16 protein-coding genes are annotated in these 16,245 nt (G+C 42.6%); 11 read left to right on the top strand and 5 right to left on the bottom strand.

What is annotated here, in order from left to right; genetic code table 11:
• Positions 1-2: 2 nt before the first annotated feature.
• The 8 genes from hutH (at position 3) to PSF27_RS05160 (ending at position 7,794) form a co-directional block, all read left to right on the top strand.
• Positions 3-1,535, top strand: coding sequence for a histidine ammonia-lyase (hutH, locus tag PSF27_RS05195; RefSeq protein ID WP_272681023.1), 1,533 nt, complete (start codon positions 3-5; stop codon positions 1,533-1,535).
• A gap of 90 nt (positions 1,536-1,625) precedes the next feature.
• Entirely contained in the window at positions 1,626-3,017 is a 1,392-nt protein-coding gene (locus PSF27_RS05190) for an amino acid permease (RefSeq protein ID WP_225818951.1), read from the top strand.
• A 212-nt stretch (positions 3,018-3,229) separates the two neighbouring features.
• Positions 3,230-4,162, top strand: a complete 933-nt coding sequence (gene prmB, locus PSF27_RS05185; RefSeq protein WP_206082399.1) for a 50S ribosomal protein L3 N(5)-glutamine methyltransferase — start codon at positions 3,230-3,232, stop codon at positions 4,160-4,162.
• Between the two features lie 113 nt (positions 4,163-4,275).
• Entirely contained in the window at positions 4,276-5,364 is a 1,089-nt protein-coding gene (gene aroC, locus PSF27_RS05180; protein ID WP_272681022.1) for a chorismate synthase, read from the top strand.
• Positions 5,365-5,536: 172 nt separating this feature from the next.
• Positions 5,537-6,340, top strand: coding sequence for a TSUP family transporter (locus PSF27_RS05175; RefSeq protein ID WP_206082397.1), 804 nt, complete (start codon positions 5,537-5,539; stop codon positions 6,338-6,340).
• Positions 6,341-6,357: 17 nt separating this feature from the next.
• Entirely contained in the window at positions 6,358-6,906 is a 549-nt protein-coding gene (locus tag PSF27_RS05170; RefSeq protein WP_206082396.1) for an elongation factor P hydroxylase, read from the top strand.
• A gap of 27 nt (positions 6,907-6,933) precedes the next feature.
• A complete protein-coding gene (locus PSF27_RS05165; protein WP_047756281.1) occupies positions 6,934-7,206 on the top strand; it encodes a YfcL family protein in 273 nt (90 codons plus the stop codon).
• A 72-nt stretch (positions 7,207-7,278) separates the two neighbouring features.
• Positions 7,279-7,794, top strand: a complete 516-nt coding sequence (locus PSF27_RS05160) for a GNAT family N-acetyltransferase (protein WP_272539902.1) — start codon at positions 7,279-7,281, stop codon at positions 7,792-7,794.
• Between the two features lie 36 nt (positions 7,795-7,830).
• On the opposite strand, the gene mnmC is transcribed toward PSF27_RS05160, so the two are convergent.
• Complete coding sequence (gene mnmC / locus PSF27_RS05155; protein WP_272681021.1) at positions 7,831-9,870, bottom strand: bifunctional tRNA (5-methylaminomethyl-2-thiouridine)(34)-methyltransferase MnmD/FAD-dependent 5-carboxymethylaminomethyl-2-thiouridine(34) oxidoreductase MnmC; 2,040 nt, start codon at positions 9,868-9,870, stop codon at positions 7,831-7,833.
• Positions 9,871-10,072: 202 nt separating this feature from the next.
• Here mnmC and fabB point away from each other — a divergent pair, with 202 nt between their 5' ends.
• Positions 10,073-11,287, top strand: a complete 1,215-nt coding sequence (gene fabB / locus PSF27_RS05150) for a beta-ketoacyl-ACP synthase I (protein WP_272681020.1) — start codon at positions 10,073-10,075, stop codon at positions 11,285-11,287.
• Between the two features lie 161 nt (positions 11,288-11,448).
• Positions 11,449-12,012: a hypothetical protein gene (locus PSF27_RS05145; RefSeq protein ID WP_272681019.1), complete on the top strand. Its 564-nt coding sequence runs from the start codon at positions 11,449-11,451 to the stop codon at positions 12,010-12,012.
• 44 nt (positions 12,013-12,056) lie between these two features.
• Here PSF27_RS05145 and PSF27_RS05140 read toward each other — a convergent pair whose 3' ends face one another.
• A complete protein-coding gene (locus PSF27_RS05140; RefSeq protein ID WP_272681018.1) occupies positions 12,057-12,524 on the bottom strand; it encodes a hypothetical protein in 468 nt (155 codons plus the stop codon).
• Between the two features lie 185 nt (positions 12,525-12,709).
• Here PSF27_RS05140 and PSF27_RS05135 point away from each other — a divergent pair, with 185 nt between their 5' ends.
• Positions 12,710-13,078: a hypothetical protein gene (locus PSF27_RS05135; protein ID WP_272681017.1), complete on the top strand. Its 369-nt coding sequence runs from the start codon at positions 12,710-12,712 to the stop codon at positions 13,076-13,078.
• On the opposite strand, the gene PSF27_RS05130 is transcribed toward PSF27_RS05135, so the two are convergent.
• From PSF27_RS05130 to PSF27_RS05120, 3 genes are read right to left on the bottom strand one after another with little or no spacing between them, the layout of a single operon-like run.
• Positions 13,035-14,543 carry a tripartite tricarboxylate transporter permease gene (locus tag PSF27_RS05130; protein WP_272681016.1) on the bottom strand — a complete coding sequence of 503 codons (1,509 nt, stop codon included), beginning with the start codon at positions 14,541-14,543 and terminating at the stop codon, positions 13,035-13,037. The two genes, PSF27_RS05135 and PSF27_RS05130, sit on opposite strands and share 44 nt — an antisense overlap.
• 11 nt (positions 14,544-14,554) lie before the next feature.
• Positions 14,555-14,986, bottom strand: coding sequence for a tripartite tricarboxylate transporter TctB family protein (locus PSF27_RS05125; protein WP_206082388.1), 432 nt, complete (start codon positions 14,984-14,986; stop codon positions 14,555-14,557).
• A gap of 11 nt (positions 14,987-14,997) precedes the next feature.
• Complete coding sequence (locus tag PSF27_RS05120) at positions 14,998-15,972, bottom strand: Bug family tripartite tricarboxylate transporter substrate binding protein (RefSeq protein ID WP_272681015.1); 975 nt, start codon at positions 15,970-15,972, stop codon at positions 14,998-15,000.
• Between the last annotated feature and the right edge of the window lie 273 nt (positions 15,973-16,245).

Genomic DNA, 16,245 nt, shown 5'->3' with positions numbered 1-16,245 from the left:
TAATGACTAAATTAACGATCCATCCAGGAAAAATGACACTCGATGAGTTACGTATTGTTTTCCAACAAACGGTGACGATTTCTCTTGATAAACGCGCACAAGCTGCAATTGAGAAAAGCGTTGCAACCGTCAATAAAATCATCGCGGAAGATAAAACTGCATATGGTATCAATACTGGGTTTGGTTTACTGGCAAACACCCGTATTGCCACGAAAGATTTGCAGTCGTTACAACGTTCTATTGTGATGTCCCATGCTGCAGGGGTTGGCGACCCACTTGATGATGAACTTGTTCGTTTAATTATGGTTTTAAAGATTAATAGCTTAGCGAGAGGGTTTTCGGGTATTCGTCTGGAAGTCATTAATGCACTGATAGCATTGGTCAACGCACAGGTTTATCCATTCATTCCTGCTAAAGGTTCCGTTGGCGCTTCTGGGGATTTAGCTCCTTTAGCTCATATGAGCTTGATTTTATTAGGAGAAGGTAAAGCACGCTTTGAAGGAAAATGGATTTCAGCAAAGAAAGCGCTGGAAAAAGCTGGACTGACCCCATTGAAATTAGAAGCAAAAGAAGGTTTAGCGTTATTAAATGGAACACAAACCTCAACGGCATTTGCACTTAAGGGGTTGTTTGAGGCGGAAAAATTACTACTTTCGGGTATTGTCTGTGGTGCATTAAGTGTTGAAGCTACATTAGGCTCTCGCAAGCCATTTGACTCTCGAGTGCAAGAGGTTCGAGGGCAAAAAGGGCAAATTGATGTGGCAGCATTGTTCCGTGAAATTTTATCGCCAACAAGTGAATTAGCCAAATCACACGAAAACTGCGTAAAAGTACAAGACCCATATTCACTACGCTGTCAACCGCAAGTGATGGGGGCGTGTTTAACGCAAATTCGTCAAGCGGCAGAAGTGATTCTCATTGAGTCGAATGCAGTGTCAGATAATCCACTGGTCTTTACAGATAACGGTGACATTATTTCTGGTGGGAACTTCCATGCAGAGCCTGTAGCAATGGCTTCGGATAATATTGCGCTTGCATTGGCTGAAATTGGTGCGCTGTCAGAACGCCGCATTGCATTATTGATGGATACGCATATGTCCCAGTTACCACCATTCCTTGTTAATAATGGCGGTGTAAATTCAGGCTTTATGATTGCGCAGGTTACAGCTGCTGCGTTAGCCAGTGAGAATAAAGCGTTAGCTCATCCTTCTAGTGTTGATAGCTTACCAACCTCGGCAAATCAGGAAGATCATGTTTCGATGGCGCCTGCGGCGGGGCGTCGTTTATGGGAAATGGCGAAAAACGTTACGGGTATTCTAGCGATAGAGTGGTTATCCGCTTGTCAAGGAATGGATTTTAGAGAAGGATTAAAATCGAGTGAGGCCCTTGAAAAGGCACGCAAAATACTGCGTGAACAAGTGACTTACTATGATAAGGATCGCTATTTTGCCCCTGATATTGAAGCGGCAATTAACCTTATTAATCAACACAAGCTCTCAACACTGTTTACGGTAGGGACAGTCTTCCCTAAATAGCACATCAAGCAAATAAAAGGTGGCCGACAATGTATCGGCCGCCTGAAGTATTTATCTGCACGACTAATAAAATAATACGAAGGATAAATCATGCAAAGCACATCACAACTTGCGCGAGGGCTTTCTGCGCGCCACATCCGATTTATGGCTCTTGGTTCTGCGATTGGTACAGGGCTATTTTACGGTTCAGCAAAAGCGATTGAAACAGCAGGTCCGGCGGTCCTGCTGGCATATATTATCGGGGGAGCAGCAGTATTTATGGTCATGCGAGCACTCGGTGAAATGGCCGTTCATCGCCCACTTGCGGGGTCTTTTTCCCAGTATGCAAGTCACTATTTAGGTGCTAGGGCGGGTTTTTTTGCTGGCTGGACCTATGTATTTGAAATGCTAATTGTCTGCCTCGCAGATGTCACAGCGTTCGGCGTGTATATGAAACTGTGGTTTCCAGAAGTTGAACAATGGATTTGGGTTCTGAGCATTATATTTTTTATTGGGGCGATTAACTTATGCCACGTAAAAACGTTTGGAGAAATGGAATTTTGGCTTTCCATCATCAAAGTCGTGGCGATTATCGCGATGATTGTGGGCGGTGCAGCAATCATGTTGTTTGGCTTTGGTCAGGCAGCAGATCATGCGGTGGGTGTGTCGAACTTATTTATTCATGATGGGTTTATGCCAAATGGAATAGGGGGAGTGATTGCGTCATTTGCTGTGGTAATGTTTGCATTCGGGGGGATTGAGGTCATTGGTATTACAGCAAGTGAAGCGAAAAACCCTGAAACGACGATCCCAAGAGCTATAAATGCCGTACCAATTCGCATCTTACTCTTTTATGTCCTGACCTTATTTGTGTTGATGTGTATTTACCCGTGGAACCAAATTGGTCAACAAGGTAGCCCATTCGTCCAAATTTTTGATAGTTTAGGGATCCAGTCCGCAGCAAATATTTTGAATGTGGTGGTGATCACTGCTGCGATATCAGCGATCAATAGCGATATTTTTGGTGCAGGGCGTATGATGTATGGGATGGCGCATGAAGGGCAAGCCCCAAAAGCATTCACTAAGCTAACAAAAAATGGTGTGCCATGGATGACCGTACTTGTTATGGTGGTTGTACTGCTAGTGGGCGTCGTCTTGAATTATGTCATTCCTGATGATGTGTTTGTCGTGATTGCATCCATTGCGACATTTGCCACTATTTGGGTGTGGCTAATGATTTTACTGTCACAATTTGCGATGCGCAAAAAAATGTCTCCTGAAGAAATTAGCAAATTGAAATTCCCTGTACCAATGTGGCCTGTCGCACCAATCCTCGCGATTGCTTTTATGGTATTTATTTTTGGCGTGCTTGGTTATTTCGAAAGCACACGAATTGCCTTATATGTCGGTATTGTTTGGTTGGCGTTATTAACTATCGCCTATGCGTTATGGGTTAAAAAGCCAGCAAAAGAAACTAAAGATCTCCTCCAAAGTGAAAATTAATCTCGCCATTTTTCTCTGATTGTTTTGGTATCTTCATTCATGCCCTTTAAGAACTTAAAGGGCATTTTTGCATCAAATCGCTATTTAAAGGAGTGGTTTGGTTACTTTGTTAATTATTTTATTGCATTAATCTGCTGATTTGTCTTTCACTTCGTGGCAAACTTTACTAATTCATATATTCCCTTTTAAAAATCACGTTGGAGAAAACCTTCTTGGAAAAGATCTTCGTTGATGAAGCCGTCGCAGAACTTCATACCATTCAGGATATTTTACGTTGGACAATGAGCCGCTTTAATGCCGCCAATGTATATTATGGCCACGGAACTGATAATCCATGGGATGAGGCGCTGCAATTAGTGTTGCCAACGCTTTATTTACCTTTAGATCTGCCAGATGAACTTCTCACATCACGTTTAACGCCAACTGAGCGCCACCGTATTATTGAGCGTGTTTTGCGACGAATCAATGACCGAATCCCAGTAGCGTACCTAACAAATCGTTCATGGTTCTGTGGTCATGAATTTTATGTGGATGAGCGCGTGCTGATCCCTCGTTCACCAATTGGTGAGCTTATTAATAACCACTTTGTTGGGTTATTAGCAGATGAACCGCAAACGATTTTAGATTTGTGTACGGGCAGCGGCTGTATTGCCATTGCGTGTGCTTACGAATTTCCTGATGCAGAAGTGGACGCCGTTGATATTTCGAGTGATGTTCTCGCGGTTGCTGAGGAAAATATCGCTAATCATGGTTTAGAGCACCGTGTCGTCCCTATTCGTTCAGATTTATTCCGTGATATGCCTGAGGTGAAATATGACCTCATCGTCACGAATCCTCCGTACGTAGATGCAGAGGATATGGATGACTTACCTGAAGAATTCCGTGTTGAACCAGAATTGGCTCTTGCCGCAGGAAGCGATGGTTTGAAACTGGTTCGTCGAATTTTGGCGAATGCGCCGCGTTTCCTTACTGAAGAAGGCATTTTAGTCTGCGAAGTGGGTAATAGTATGGTGCATCTCATTGAACAATATCCTGAAATTCCATTTATTTGGTTAGATTTCGAATACGGTGGTGATGGCGTATTTATGTTAACGCGTGAGCAGCTAGTTGAGCATCATGCCCATTTTGATTTATACATTGATTAATCAATAGTTGCACGATGGGTTAGGATCGGGTAATCAATAAGAACAACATAACGACATCATAATTATTAACCACATTCTTGGTATTCAAGAACGGCTTAAAATAGGAAACTCCGATGGCTGGAAATTCAATTGGGCAACTGTTCCGTGTGACGACATTTGGTGAGTCACATGGCGTGGCATTAGGTTGCATCGTCGATGGCGTACCTCCGGGGTTAGCACTGACAGAAGCTGATTTACAAATCGATTTAGACCGTCGTCGCCCAGGCACATCACGCTATACAACAGCGCGCCGTGAACCCGATCAGGTCAAAATTCTTTCAGGTGTGTTTAATGGCATCACAACGGGGACAAGCATTGGTCTATTGATTGAAAATACAGACCAACGTTCGCAAGACTATGGTGCGATTAAAGATGTCTTCAGACCAGGGCATGCGGATTACACCTATGAGCAAAAATATGGCCAGCGTGATTATCGAGGTGGCGGGCGTTCATCTGCCCGTGAAACGGCAATGCGCGTGGCGGCAGGGGCAATTGCGAAAAAATACCTGCAAGAAAAATTAGGTATTCAGATTCGAGGGTGTTTAACCCAAATGGGTCCTGTTGAGTGCGAAATTAAAGATTGGTCAATCGTTGAAGAGAACCCATTCTTTTGCCCTGATCCGAATAAATTAGATGCCCTTGATGAGTTACTGCGTGGGTTGAAAAAAGAAGGTGACTCTATCGGTGCCAAAATCACCGTTGTTGCAGAGCACGTCCCCGCTGGATTGGGGGAACCTGTTTTTGACCGCTTAGATGCTGATATTGCTCACGCACTAATGAGTATTAATGCAGTTAAAGGCGTGGAAATTGGTGATGGCTTTGGTGTTATTGGGCTTAAAGGCAGTGAAAACCGAGATGAAATTACCCGCTCAGGTTTTGCATCTAACCATGCAGGGGGGATTTTAGGGGGAATTAGCAGCAGCCAACCCATAATAGCCCATATTGCCTTAAAACCGACATCGAGCATTACAGTTACAGGTAAAACATTAAATCGTGATGGTGACGAAGTGGAGATGATCACGAAAGGTCGCCATGACCCTTGTGTAGGCATTCGCGCCGTGCCTATTGCAGAAGCGATGCTGGCGATTGTGCTAATGGATCATTACTTGCGTCACCGCGGCCAGTGTGCTGATGTAACTCCTGCTATGCAACCATTTGAATAATAGTAAAAACTAGTTAATGTTATAGAAAGAGCGAAGCGGTTAGTCGCTCTTTTAATATGGAGGTTTGGATGACGCCTCCTTAAAAACACCTCATCTGGGTTGTGATATTGCAACGCAAGGTTGCGATAGATTACGTACCAACATCATGATATTTCTCATTTTGGATTGAAAAATGGATTGGCTGACCGCCGTTGCACCCGAAGTTTATGCTTTACTTTTCTTTGTTGCACTTTTCGCTGGATTTATCGATTCCATTGCGGGTGGGGGCGGTTTATTAACAATCCCAGCGCTATTATCCGTTGGGATCACCCCTGTTGAAGCGTTAGCAACCAATAAGCTCCAAGCGGTTGGTGGTTCCTTTTCTTCTACCTTATATTTTGTCAGGCGTAAAGCGATTGACTTACGTGAGCAAATTTTCCCCTTCATTATGACAATGATTGGTGCGATGCTCGGTGCGATTGTTATTCAAATGATTGATACTGCCTTCCTAAAGCAATTACTCCCAGTATTAGTTATCTGTGTTGGTCTCTATTTTTTATTAACTCCATCAATCGGTGTACAAGATAGACAGCAACGTGTCAGTATGCCATTTTTTGGCGTTGCAATCGGTATGACTCTAGGCTTCTATGATGGGGCTTTTGGGCCAGGTACGGGGTCATTTTTGGCATTAGGCTATGTGTTATTGCTCGGTTATAATCTGGCTAAAGCGACTGCCCATGCCAAATTACTTAATTTTGCCTCCAATTTTGGTTCTTTAGTGTTCTTTATTATCGGAGGTCATGTTCTTTGGGTGCTTGGTTTTGTTATGCTGGCGGGCCAAATGATCGGTGCACGGTTAGGTGCTCGTTTGGTATTAACTAAAGGACAAAAACTGATCAGGCCAATGATTGTGGTGATTTCGTTGTTAATGAGTATTAAGTTACTCCACGATAGCCATGGTGATGTCATTAAAGCTTGGTTCCTTTCATTATTTTAAGATGATTTAAATTATTCATGAGTAAATATAATTATCAGGATTTGATTGATATTTTTGATGGATGCTTTGGTGAAACCTATAACACCAAACTGGTAAAAGGGGACGATGAGCCTATTTATTTACCAGCTGATGAGGTCGTTCCTTATCATCAAATTGTGTTCGCTCATGGTTTTTTTACCAGCGGGCTACATGAGATTTCTCATTGGTGTATTGCAGGGGATGCAAGACGCCAACAAGTGGATTACGGCTATTGGTATTGTCCAGATGGGCGTGATGAAAAAACACAATGTGAGTTTGAAGTCGTTGAAATTAAACCTCAAGCCCTCGATTGGCTATTTTGTGTTGCAGTGGGGATCCCCTTTAATGTCAGTTGCGATAATTTAGAAGGGGATTTTGAACCCGATCGCATTGCATTTATGCGCAAAGTTCATGCACAAGTGATGATTTATTTGCAAAATGGCATTCCTGAGCGCCCATTACGCTTTATTAATGCGTTACAATCGTTTTACAATACGCCTCCACTTTGTGCAGAAGACTTCCCGTATCCGGAAGATATTTTTGCCTAATTGACTCACCTAAAGTAAGGATTAAGCATGCTTGCGGATTTAGAAACACGCATACTGACAAAAATTGATGATATGGTTGAACATGCTAGCGATGATGAACTATTCGCAGGCGGTTACCTGCGTGGTCACTTAACCCTTGCTGTGGCTGAGCTTGAAGAAGAAAACGAAACCAGCTCAGAAGCGCTGTATCAACGCGTAGAAGATAGCATTCAAACCGCCATTAAAGCAGGTGAGTTAACACCCCCTGACCAAATTTTGGTTCTAGGTATGTGGAAAAACTTATTAAATAACGCAATTTAATTTTCTGTGTTATGAATTGAAAGCGGGGATACCCGCTTTTTTGTTAGCTAAATTTTGTGATGAGTAAAAATTATGGCGCATATTCGTTTAGCGATACCGACAGATGCCAAACACCTTCCTGCCGTTGAAGCCTCTGCTGGTCAGGCATTCACGAGTATTGAAAAATATAAATGGCTTGCTGAAGGCGATGGACAAACCGAGCAAGACCATCTTGATTGTATTGCCGAGCAATTAGAATGGGTGGCGGTGAATGATAGCGGTGAACCGATTGGTTTTATTAATGCTGAAAGCCATCATGATAGCCTGCATATTTGTGAGGTTTCTGTCAGCCAGCAATGGCAAGGGCAGGGGCTAGGTAAGCAATTGATTAAACAGGTTCTGGATGCGGCTCGAGCTCGTAATATCATGGCTGTGACCTTGACCACTTGCCGTGATGTACCTTGGAATGCCCCTTATTACCAGCGATTAGGTTTTGAAATACTGAATGAAAGCGAGTTAACCGAAGTCCTGCGTGATATTTTGCAATATGAAATCAACGCAGGGTTCGCTGCAAAAGACCGTTGTGCAATGGTTATTAAACTGACCTAAATCAGGCTTCGTATTTCTGATGCTGCCAGTTGATTGTTAGTACGGTATTTTTACAGGGCGACCTAACCGCAATTTTCTCACCCAAAAGCGGTTAGGGTTCAATTCAGCCAAGGTTTCATCATCCAATGGTAAAGGCTGGCCAAAAATCTGCGAGGCAAGAATTTCTGCACACAATGGGGCGGTCGAGAGTCCCCTTGAGCCTAAGGCACCAAAGATATACAAGTTTTGGTAAACAGGGGCATCATCAATTGGCTGATTTTTGGCAATTCTTGTCTGCAAATCATGATAAGCCGCTAAATGTTGCTCATAATTTGGCACATTTCCCAAGAGTGGAAAATGGTCACGTATAACGCAACGAATACCTTGGCGCGATTGTTTGTGTGAAATATCAATCTCATGAGGCCATGAAGCATCTGGTAAGTTATCAATGAGCTTTTGGCGGTTAGCTTGCTGCTCTTCTTCGTTATAATCTAAATCAAGGTGATCCCGTTGATAGCTGGCACCTAAGCAATGTTGTTTTCCGGTATTGTCCACGGGGGTTAAATAACCTTCAAAACACAACACATTTTTAAGTTTTTGTAAGGTAGGGGTCGTTGGTATATGGCTGACTTGCCCCCGGACAGGGTTAATGGGTAAATTAACAGTTTGTGAATATTGGCGTAGTTTATGGCCATTAGCAATAATGACGGTAGAGTGTACACGTGTTAGCTCTTTTTTTTCAGAAGTGCTTATTTGTAATTTCCAGAGGCTATTGGCTTGCTCTAATGCCGTGACGTTATGATTAAAATAAAATTGAACGCCACTATTTTTCAAGTAGCAATATAGCCCTTCACAAAGTTCAGCAGGGCATAACCAGCCACCTGATGGATAATGAATACCATCGTAATTGACATCAACACCACAAATATCATTAAGCTGCTGATGGGTTTTACCCAGAGCAAAATCTTCAGGCCAATTGGTGCCTAACATACCTGCAATTTTACGGGCAACTTTCTCGTTATAAGCCAATTGAGTAACACCGCACCACTGACCATCAAAGGGAATTCCCATAGTTTCAAGCTGATGATAAAAGCGTTTGGCAAAGGGGAAAGCACTTACAAAAAAACGTTCGAGCGGGTCATTTACACCTGTGAGTAACGGGTAAATAGCCCCTTGGCGATTACCCGAAGCATTTTGGGCAACGTCAGTATCTTGGCAGTACAATGTGACGTTGGCACCACGTCTCATGAGTGAGTACGCTGCTGTTAAGCTGGCAAGCCCCCCGCCAATAATAGCAACATCATTTGGGTTATCTGCGGGGTATCTTTTGCTCCAAGGTGCTGTGTGTTGGTGATTGTTTTCGGCTAATACCCCAGTTAGCATTTCTCGTTTTTGCCCAAATCCTTTGACTTTTTTCAGTGTAAACCCAGCTTGTTGTAACCCTCGCTTAACAAAACCTGCTACGGTAAATGTGGCAAATGTCGCGTCTTTTCGTGCCAGTTTTGCCATTGTAGCGAACAAGTGTTCGCTCCACATTTGTGGGTTTTTAGATGGTGCAAATCCATCAAGAAACCAAGCGTCTATCTTATTGTTTAAATTGTCTTTAAGAAGAGATATTTGCTCATTAACATCACCAAACCACAAATCTAATGTGATATTGCTATTATCCAAAATGATTCTTTGATTACCCGCTAATGCAGGTGGCCAGTTTTCACATAATGCTGCTGATAATGCTGAAAGCTCAGGCCAACAGCGATGTGCGGCAATTAAGTCTGTTTTTGTCAGGGGGAATTGCTCAAAGCTAATGAAATGCAGTCGCTTGAGAGTGGATTGTGGATTTTGCGCTTTGAACTGTATAAAAGACTGCCATAAAACGAGAAAATTCAAACCAGTACCAAATCCTGTCTCTGCAATTACACAGGTTTCATCAGAATGTGTCTTGAAACGCCCAGGAAAATGATTTCCTTGTAAAAAAACATGACGGGACTCTTCTAACCCATTTTGGTTAGAGAAATAGATATCTGCAAATTGCTCAGACATGGGAGTGCCTTCATCATTCCAGCTAAGGCGTGCAGTTTGTACTGTGCTCTTTTTCACAATAAAGCCTATGATCACTAAATAATGACTAAATTTTAACGCTGATAGCGATGTAAGGCTACCGTCATAAAAAAGTCTTATTTGTGCTACAAAGAAAAAAATACAAATATTTACCCTGATCGGACTTGTTCAGCGTACAAGTGTAAGCTAAAGTGACAACCTGTAATCCCGCAATCATATAATTATAGTCATGAGGTAACGAATGAAGCGTGCAGTCATCACTGGTCTAGGTATTGTTTCCAGCCTTGGTAATAACCAGGAAGAAGTACTGGCTTCTCTGAAGGAAGGTCGTTCCGGGATCACTTTCTCAGAAGAATTCAAAGAGGCAGGGCTACGTAGCCATGTCTGGGGTAATGTCAAAAATTTAGATCCTAAAGACCTGATTGACCGTAAAATGTATCGTTTTATGAGTGATTGCTCCGCGTATGCTTACTTGTCTATGGAGCAGGCGATTGCGGATTCAGGTTTAACTGAAGAACAAGTTTCGAATTTACGCACAGGTATTGTTGTCGGCTCAGGTGGTGGTTCTCCACGTAACCAAGTTGCAGGTTCCGACGGTATGCGTGCTAAAGGTTTACGTGGCGTGGGTCCCTATATGGTAACCCGTGCAATGGCATCAGGTATTTCTGCTTGTTTAGCGACACCTTTCAAAATTAAAGGTGTTAACTATTCAATCAGTTCAGCGTGTTCTACATCAGCACACTGTATTGGTCACGCGGTTGAATTGATCCAATTAGGCAAACAAGATGTTGTTTTCGCAGGGGGTGGCGAAGAGCTGAGTTGGGAAATGACCTGTGAGTTCGACGCAATGGGTGCATTGTCTACCAAGTACAATGAAACCCCAGATAAGGCATCAAGAACTTATGACAAAGACCGTGATGGTTTTGTTATCGCTGGTGGCGGTGGTATCGTTGTTGTTGAAGAATTAGAACATGCGCTAGCTCGCGGTGCGCATATCTACGCTGAAATTGTTGGTTATGGTGCAACATCTGACGGTGCTGATATGGTTGCTCCATCGGGTGAAGGCGCAGTCCGTTGTATGCAAATGGCAATGCAAGGTATTGATAAAATTGATTACATCAATACGCACGGGACTTCAACGCCAGTCGGTGATACTAAAGAGCTAGAAGCTATCCAAGAAGTGTTTGGCGATCACTCTCCTGCTATATCTGCAACGAAAGCCATGAGTGGTCACTCACTGGGTGCTGCGGGTGTACACGAAGCAATTTATAGCTTACTGATGTTAGAGCACGGCTTTATTGCACCAAGCATTAACGTTGAAAATCTAGACGAGAAAGCAGCGGGCTTGAATATAGTGACTGAACCAACCGAACAAGCATTAGAGACAGTTATGTCAAATAGCTTCGGTTTTGGTGGAACTAACGCCACATTAGTGATGAGCAAATATAAAGCGTAATTTATATCGTTCATATAAGTGAATTATTGATAAGCGAGGTCTTCGGATCTCGCTTTTTTATTTTATAAAACAATATATTGTCTCCTCTTTTTTTGAAAGACGCTCTTTGTCGGGTGAGCTATAAATACCACTCACTTTTATTATTAAGACAAGGAATGTAGATGAGTCTTTCTTTAATTGGCCACCAATTACACAATGGTATACGCAATAATAGGGCTGAGATTGCTTCAGGTCTGGTCATGCTTCCTGTATATGTAGGCTTAATTACTGTTGGGATCGCTGCGGCTTTAATGGGCGTTAATACGGAATTATCAGGTTGTGGTCACTGTTTTCCTTTATTAGAAACAAAAAACAAGTGCGCAACCTCTGCAAAAGTGATTAAAGCGATTGAGCAACCAACAGAAGGTAATGTTTCAAAGGCATTTGCTTCGCAAATTAATAAAATCCATCAATTGGATGTGAATGATAACAGTATAGAAAAATATGAAAAAAGGTTGTCAGCTATTTATTCGTCTTATATGAAACATGTATTTCCTGAGACTCAAAATATCAACTCCCCCGTTATGTTTTCTATATCTCCAGAAAGTCATACATTGAAAGTTCACTTCAATGAGGGGATAAGCTCTGACATTAGTGAAAAAATAAAGGACAAAATAAATAGGGATACATTATCTACAAAAGCAGATAACCCAAACAATAGAATCAAATTAAGGTTTGATTTTTAGAGTAAGCAAAATAAATGGCAGTTCATTTTCTGCCATTGATTGAATTAATCACCACCACCGCCATCTCCTCCACCTGAATCTGATGAAGAACAGTCTGAACTTGTGCTATCAGTGGAACAAAAATGGCTATTTGAACGAGGGTTATCATCACTGGATGAGCTGCCATAGCCATAATTGGAAGGCACATAACTTGAGTTTGAATGGCTAGAATTGGCTTGTTTAGGTGTGTCTTTCACATTCTTACGTACTTCAAAGATTTGGCTTTTCCCTTTTGCCCAACCAATAGTTACTGAACAGGTATTTTTTCTCACGCTGACATGCAGCATTTTCCCGCAATAAATAAACATTTTTCCAAATGATTTTATTTGAATATAACCACTGTCTTTTTCAGTGATGATAACGGGGTTTTGGCTGTGGATTACGTAAGTTTCATTACACACCTCAACAGTGCGAATATGCGCTAACGGTTTGGGCTTGATATTAAATAGAACAAAAAATAACCTATCAAACATAAGGCTTATTACTTTAATGAATGGGGTTTATAAGCTAATTGATACCTGTTATTTCGCCAATCGTCTTTATCTGATTAAACATTTACATCTAACGATTCGAATAATAAAACCTCACTTTATGACATTATTATTATTGAGTGAATGCGATAATACTCACGTAAATAAAGTTAACCAAAGGGGCTAATATGGATTTCACACGATGCAAAATTTGGAAAAATGACTTAAAAATTTTAGGTAGTGCTTTAATAAACAGCATTAAAAGCCTATTCGCAGTTAAAATTAAATGTGTATCTAACAATAATAAGCCGCTTCCGCTGTTTATTAAACACCCTAAAACACCACTGCCTATGCCAATTCCAGAGTCAAAGTATGTATATTACGGCGAAAGCGCACACAATAAAAATGTGATATTGCTGAGTTGCATAAAGCTTCCTGTTTTTGATAAGCAAAAAAAATGCCCCGAAAGCAACCTGGGGCAAAGTTTTACAGAGAAGGTACTCGCAGGGCGAGCTAAGAGAGAGTGTGTTGCTGCTTACGTTTGCGAATGTGTTTAATAATCGGTGGCAGTACCAGGACTAACACCGCAAGGATCAATAAGCTTTGTGAAATGGTACTGCTCCAGAGGATATCGAAATTACCATTGCTGATAGATAACGAACGGCGCAGGTTTTGCTCCAACATTTCACCGAGTACAAAGCCTAAAATCAGCGGGGAAAGGGGGAAGTTCATTTTTCGCAAAATAAAGCCAAATACCCCAAGCCCCATCATCAACAGTAAGTCAAATGTGGTGCTGTGAACCGCATAAACCCCTACCGCAGAAACACAAGCGATGGCAGGAACTAAAAACCACAGGGGCACAGTCAACATACGGGTGAATAAGCCAATTAACGGGATATTCATAATTAGCAACACCACGTTGGCAATCAGTAGGGCGGCAATCAACCCCCAGACGATGTCAGGTTGTTCAGTGAACATACCAGGTCCAGGTGTGATGTTATACAGGGTTAATGCGCCCATCATGACGGCGGTTGTCCCTGAACCTGGTACCCCAAGGGTTAACATCGGAATGAACGAACCACACGCAGAAGCATTATTGGCTGCCTCTGGTGCGGCAACACCTCGTACATCACCATTACCAAAGTCACCTTTTTCACCACTGATTTTTTTCTCAGTCATGTAAGTGATGGCACTGGCAATCGTGGCACCAGCGCCAGGTAATACCCCAACGAAGAAACCAATAAATGACGAACGCAGGGCAGGGCCAGCACAGGCTTTGGCTTCTTTACGGTTAAACAACATTCGGCCTGTTTTACGAATTAGGCCTTGCCCAGTCGCCGTGCTTTCTAACATCAATAGAATTTCACTGACAGAAAACAAACCAATCACGACAACGATAAATTGCACGCCATCCGATAAATGCACGCTATCAAATGTAAAACGGTATTCCCCAGAGTTGGCATCTACCCCAACAGTGGCAAGAGATAAACCAATTAGCGCAGCGAGTAGCGATTTAATTGGGTTTTGGCTCATCATGCTACCTAGGCAGGCGATGGCAAATACCATCAATGCAAAGTATTCGGCTGGCCCAAAGGCGAGTGACCACTGGGCAAGTAGTGGGGCGAACAAAATGATACCGACGATGGCAATGGTTGAACCAATAAAGGAACTGACTGCGGAAATGGACAGTGCCACGCCACCTCGACCTTGTTTTGCCATCGGGTAACCATCTAACGTGGTCATTATCGCGGCGGCATCACCAGGTACATTCAGTAAAATAGAGGAGATTCGTCCGCCATATTCACAACCTAAATAAACGGTGGCGAGCAAGATCAGTGCAGACTCGGCAGGGAGCTTCAAGGCAAAGGCCAGTGGCAGCAAAATCGCCACGCCATTAATGGGACCTAAACCAGGTAACATACCCACTACGGTACCAATAAAACAGCCTATCAAGGCAATCAAGATATTTTGAGGAACAAGGGCAACCTCAAAACCTTGTGATAGATACATCCAAGTTTCCATGTTGTCGCTCCTTAACTCAGTAGGCTGCCAATGGGCAGAGTCACATCCAACAGCTTATCAAAGGCATAGAAGAGGAAAATGCCAAGAATAGGCCCTGAAATCACCGCAGCGATGGGGGTTGCGCCAAATAACAACGCGACACTGATGGTCAATAAACTGGTGGCGATTGGAAAACCAAGCCACTCAAACGCCCATGCATAAATCACTAAGGATAAAATTAATAGAGCAAGGCGGCGCAGTACATAAGGTTTTGGCCACTCAACGGCTTCTTGCTTACCAAACAGTAAGGCAAGCGCACAAATCGCCATTAAGGAGAGTATGGCAACCGGAAATGGGCGGGGGCCCAATGGTTCATAAGAGAACTCACTTTGGATCCCCCAGCCAATATAAATTCCGATGACACACAATATCAGCCAGACTAGAGCAAATATGCGTTGGCTCATCGTCGGCTCCGTTATTTGGCTAAACCAAATGCACGGGCTTGCTCACGATATTGCTCGATTTCTTTTTTCACATAGCTATCGAGTTCTTGCCCTGTTAAGTTGTATTCAAATAACCCGCGCAGTTCGCGTTGCTTTTTGAATTCGTCGGTTTGTTGCAGTTTTTGGAATGCTTCAACCCATTGGTTGTAATCTGCATCGGAAACTTTTGGCCCCATATAAAACCCGCGAATAATCGGCCAAACAATGTCATAGCCTTGTTCTTTTGCGGTTGGAATATCCGCTAAACCGTCACCAAGACGTTTGTCTGCATACACGGCAAGAATGCGAATTTTGCCTTCATTGATATACGGGGTCATTTCGCTGATATCCCCCGATAACACTTGAATATGGTTACCTAATAATGCGGTTAAAGTTTCCCCACCACCTTCAAAGGCGACATAGCGCATTTTTCGCGGGTCAATATCAATGGCTTTAGCGAGTAACGCGGTTTTCATCCAGTCTTGGCTTCCAATGGAGCCGCCTGCACCAAAAACAATGCTATTGGGGTCTTTTTTAAAGGTATCCATTAAATCTTTGAGGGATTTATACGGGGAGTCAGCACGCACGGCTATCATGCCGTAATCGCTGCCCACACTAGCAAGCCAACGAACATCATTTTCGTTATAGCGACCAAATTTACCTTGAGCGAGATTGAGTAGCGAACCGCCAGAAAAAGCGACAATCGTACCTGGTTCAGCAGGGCGCTGTGCCACGATGGCATTGTAGGCAACCGCACCAATTCCGCCAGGCATGTAGGTCACTCGCATCGGTTTTTCAATTTCTTTGGTTTCCAACATGGAAACTTGGACGAGCTTACAAGTTAAATCAAACCCACCCCCCGGTTTGGCAGGGGCGATACATTCAGTCCGCTCAGGGAGCGCGACTGCTGAGTTCATACCAACTAAAAATATTGCTGTTGCTAAGGTGTTTAATGTGAACTTTTTCATTCTTTATTTCCTTACTAAGCCAATAATTAGAGGAACAACTTGTAGATTTCTTATTGTGTTTGCGAGCTCATGATTGGCCGAGGAAGCTTTCATTTACCTTTCATTAACAAATAATATTATTTTTATGTGATATATATCAGATTGTTTTATATTTTTGCTTCTTCATTATGTTAATTTAATGTTAATTTAATGCCATTAACATACTTGCAACGTCATAGTTGTGATGAATACAGTAAAAATGATGACAACTGCTTTTCATTCATGATGGGTAAT

Origin of the sequence: Providencia sp. PROV129 (genome assembly GCF_028482245.1) — a bacterium.
GTDB classification, from domain to species: domain Bacteria; phylum Pseudomonadota; class Gammaproteobacteria; order Enterobacterales; family Enterobacteriaceae; genus Providencia; species Providencia vermicola.
Note: the sequence above shows the minus strand (reverse complement) of the source record. Positions and strands in the feature narration are given on the sequence as shown.

Bases quoted from the DNA above. Each gene is read 5' to 3' on its own strand.
- PSF27_RS05120 (WP_272681015.1), bottom strand. From the start codon at position 15,972: ATGAAAAAGTTCACATTAAACACCTTAGCAACAGCAATATTTTTAGTT.
- PSF27_RS05125 (WP_206082388.1), bottom strand. From the start codon at position 14,986: ATGAGCCAACGCATATTTGCTCTAGTCTGGCTGATATTGTGTGTCATC.
- fabB (WP_272681020.1), top strand. From the start codon at position 10,073: ATGAAGCGTGCAGTCATCACTGGTCTAGGTATTGTTTCCAGCCTTGGT.
- PSF27_RS05165 (WP_047756281.1), top strand. From the start codon at position 6,934: ATGCTTGCGGATTTAGAAACACGCATACTGACAAAAATTGATGATATG.
- aroC (WP_272681022.1), top strand. From the start codon at position 4,276: ATGGCTGGAAATTCAATTGGGCAACTGTTCCGTGTGACGACATTTGGT.
- PSF27_RS05160 (WP_272539902.1), top strand. From the start codon at position 7,279: ATGGCGCATATTCGTTTAGCGATACCGACAGATGCCAAACACCTTCCT.
- PSF27_RS05130 (WP_272681016.1), bottom strand. From the start codon at position 14,543: ATGGAAACTTGGATGTATCTATCACAAGGTTTTGAGGTTGCCCTTGTT.
- PSF27_RS05140 (WP_272681018.1), bottom strand. From the start codon at position 12,524: ATGTTTGATAGGTTATTTTTTGTTCTATTTAATATCAAGCCCAAACCG.
- PSF27_RS05135 (WP_272681017.1), top strand. From the start codon at position 12,710: ATGGATTTCACACGATGCAAAATTTGGAAAAATGACTTAAAAATTTTA.
- PSF27_RS05170 (WP_206082396.1), top strand. From the start codon at position 6,358: ATGAGTAAATATAATTATCAGGATTTGATTGATATTTTTGATGGATGC.
- hutH (WP_272681023.1), top strand. From the start codon at position 3: ATGACTAAATTAACGATCCATCCAGGAAAAATGACACTCGATGAGTTA.
- PSF27_RS05175 (WP_206082397.1), top strand. From the start codon at position 5,537: ATGGATTGGCTGACCGCCGTTGCACCCGAAGTTTATGCTTTACTTTTC.
- PSF27_RS05145 (WP_272681019.1), top strand. From the start codon at position 11,449: ATGAGTCTTTCTTTAATTGGCCACCAATTACACAATGGTATACGCAAT.
- PSF27_RS05190 (WP_225818951.1), top strand. From the start codon at position 1,626: ATGCAAAGCACATCACAACTTGCGCGAGGGCTTTCTGCGCGCCACATC.